The sequence below is a fragment of the Cobetia sp. genome, assembly GCF_983723665.1.
Window position 1 is genome coordinate 1 of the sequence record NZ_CFDJES010000088.1, and the last position, 2,501, is coordinate 2,501.

Genomic DNA, 2,501 nt, shown 5'->3' on the forward strand with positions numbered 1-2,501 from the left:
TGCTGTGCTCTTGGCTATGGCTCAGCCGCGGCTCATTCCTCGCCGAGCTGGGCCTCGATCTCATAGCCGGTGAACTTGCGCAGATTGATCACGCCGCTGTCGAGAATCAGATACTGACCCTTGAGCCCTTCGAGTACGCCTTCCACCACTGGCGTCTTGTCGAAGTTGAACGAGGTGACCTTGGTCGGCGCGGTGCGCACCGGAAATTCGAAGGCCAGCGCCGTGGTGTCCAGCACCCGGATGGCGCCTTCGCCGCAATGCGCCTGAAGCGCCGCCAGGCCTTCTGACATCTGGGCCAGCAAGGCATCCCGCTCGGCTTCCAGATCCAGCTCGGCCACATCGCCCTTGAGCATCGCCCGCCAGTTGGTGCGGTCGTTCAGCGCCTGCTTGAACAGCACCTCGACCAGCCCCGACTGCAGGCGATTGGACACCTCGACGATGGGCAGCGCCTGGATGGCGCCCTGATCGAACCAGCGCGTCGGCATCTGGGTCTTGCGCGTGATGCCGACCTTGAGTCCGGAGGAGTTGGCCAGATAGACGATATGCGGCTGGAAGCAATGCTCCTCGCCCCACTGCGGATCACGGCAGGTGCCTTCGGCGTAGTGACAGGTCTCCGGCTTCATGATGCAGCCATCGCACTGCGGCAGCTTGCGAAAGCACGGATAGCAATGCCCCTGCGCGAAGCTCTTCTTGGTCTTGCGACCGCAATGGCTGCAGTGGATCTGACCGGTGAAGCTCAATCGCACCTTGTGGCCGATATAGGCATTCAGCGGCTGGGTGATCTCGCCCAGACGCAGGCCATAGTTGGCCGCCAGCGGCTCCCGCGTGACCGACGGCGCATCAAACGAGGTATCGATCGCAAGCGTCTCACCGGCGGGCACGATGGACATCTTGTGGAGGTTGCCACTCAGCGTGATGGGCGCCGCATCCTGAGCACTGGCTTCCTGAGCCGTGCCGGAGGCCTCATCCGCACTCAGGGCATCATCCAGCGTCAGTTGACCCACTTGATCTGCTCCGGCTCATCGCTTGCGGCGCTGTCGTCATCACGCGGCCCACAGGTGCCATTGTCGATGAAGCCGACACGCGACTCGGCCGGCACGTTGTTGTGCGCTTCGTACTTGATGACGGCTTCCATGCACAGCTCGACCTGCTCCTGGGTCAGCACGCGGCCATCCGGCCATTTGCGCAGCTGCATGGACTGCTTGAGGCTCTCGTAGATGGTCGGCGTCATCTGCTCGACCATGCCGTCAAAGGACATGTTGCTCATCACATACTCTCCTGATACGGGTCCACGACTGCCGAAGGCGGACCATCGGAGTCACTGGGGATGGCCGCCATTCTAGCATTGTCGTTTCGCGCAGTGTCATTTCCAGAGGTGGCATCCCCTGGACCGAAGCGCCAACGCTCAGGCTGCGCTGCGCCTGGGGAGCAGCCAGCCCAGCAGCAGACCGGTCAGCAGGCCGCCAAGATGGGCCTCGTTGGCGATGGCGCCCAGGCCGATGGCACTCGAGAGCGGCGTCATGCACAGCACCAGATAGATCAGCATGAAGATCATCAGCGAGCGCTGCATCTGATAGCCCAGCGCCGGGCGGCGGCGTGCGGCGATGAAGACATAGCCGATGACGGCGAAGTCGATCCCCGACAGCCCACCGAACAGCACGCTGCCGGTGGCGTATTGGGCCAGATTGGCCGCCACGCCGCTCAGCACCACGACCAGCGCGAAGCGCCAACCGCCATCGATGGCCTCGATCTGGCGCCCGAACACCCACAGCCACAGCAGGTTGAACACCAGGTGCAGTACCCCGAAGTGCATCAACGACGGCGACCAGAGCCGCCACCACTCCCCCGCCAGCGTCACGGACAGCGGCTCGGGTGCGATGTGCTGACTGCCGACAAGCTCGAAGGGCACGATGGCCAGCCACTCGAACACCGCCGCCTGACCCAGCGCATACTGGAACAGCACCGTGACGCAGCAGGCCAGACCGACCAGCCAGGTCAGCGGCGTCTGGCGCATCAGGGCGATGAGGGACTGAGAATTGGCGGTGCCCCGTGTCGCGGCGCCCGCAGAGGCGTCCCGCAACGGTTCACCACGTGACTGGCGCTCGAGCATCGCGATGACGCGCGGCAGTTGCTCGGGGTCGGCCAGCCACAGCTCCTGGCCGCCCTCGTGGCTCTCGGCATCGTCGCCAGACGCAGCCTCTGTCGGGCGAGCCTGGCTCAGGGTGATCTGGTGACCGATCTTCTCGGCCCACAGGGCTTCACGCAGGGGGCGGCTGTCGAAGGATTCGGGCAGCGTCAGAACCTTGAACATGCTATGCCTCTGAAGATGACACGCGACTGAACAGACTCAGTACACGTTGATAAACAAGGAGAAGTCAGACCAGCCTGTGAAAATCTACCACAGCGCCGCAGGCGTCTGGCCTTTGTGACAGACATAAAAAAAGCCCGGTGGGGGGCACCGGACTGAGCAAGGATCATTCAAGGGAACACTTACTCAGAGT

At 63.3% G+C, this 2,501-nt stretch carries 3 protein-coding genes; all 3 read right to left on the reverse strand.

The annotated features are described in order from the left end of the window. Positions 1-32 precede the first annotated feature (32 nt). Positions 33-1,004 (reverse strand): DUF2797 domain-containing protein, encoded by a 972-nt coding sequence (locus tag AC4FAH_RS09885; protein WP_490245963.1) that lies wholly within the window; start codon positions 1,002-1,004, stop codon positions 33-35. Next, on the reverse strand, positions 992-1,267 hold the full coding sequence (locus tag AC4FAH_RS09890) for a YeaC family protein (protein WP_043334093.1): 276 nt from the start codon (positions 1,265-1,267) through the stop codon (positions 992-994). Before AC4FAH_RS09890 ends, AC4FAH_RS09885 begins: the two co-directional genes overlap by 13 nt. A 138-nt stretch (positions 1,268-1,405) precedes the next feature. Further along, complete coding sequence (locus tag AC4FAH_RS09895) at positions 1,406-2,311, reverse strand: rhomboid family intramembrane serine protease (RefSeq protein WP_490245964.1); 906 nt, start codon at positions 2,309-2,311, stop codon at positions 1,406-1,408. Positions 2,312-2,501 lie beyond the last annotated feature (190 nt).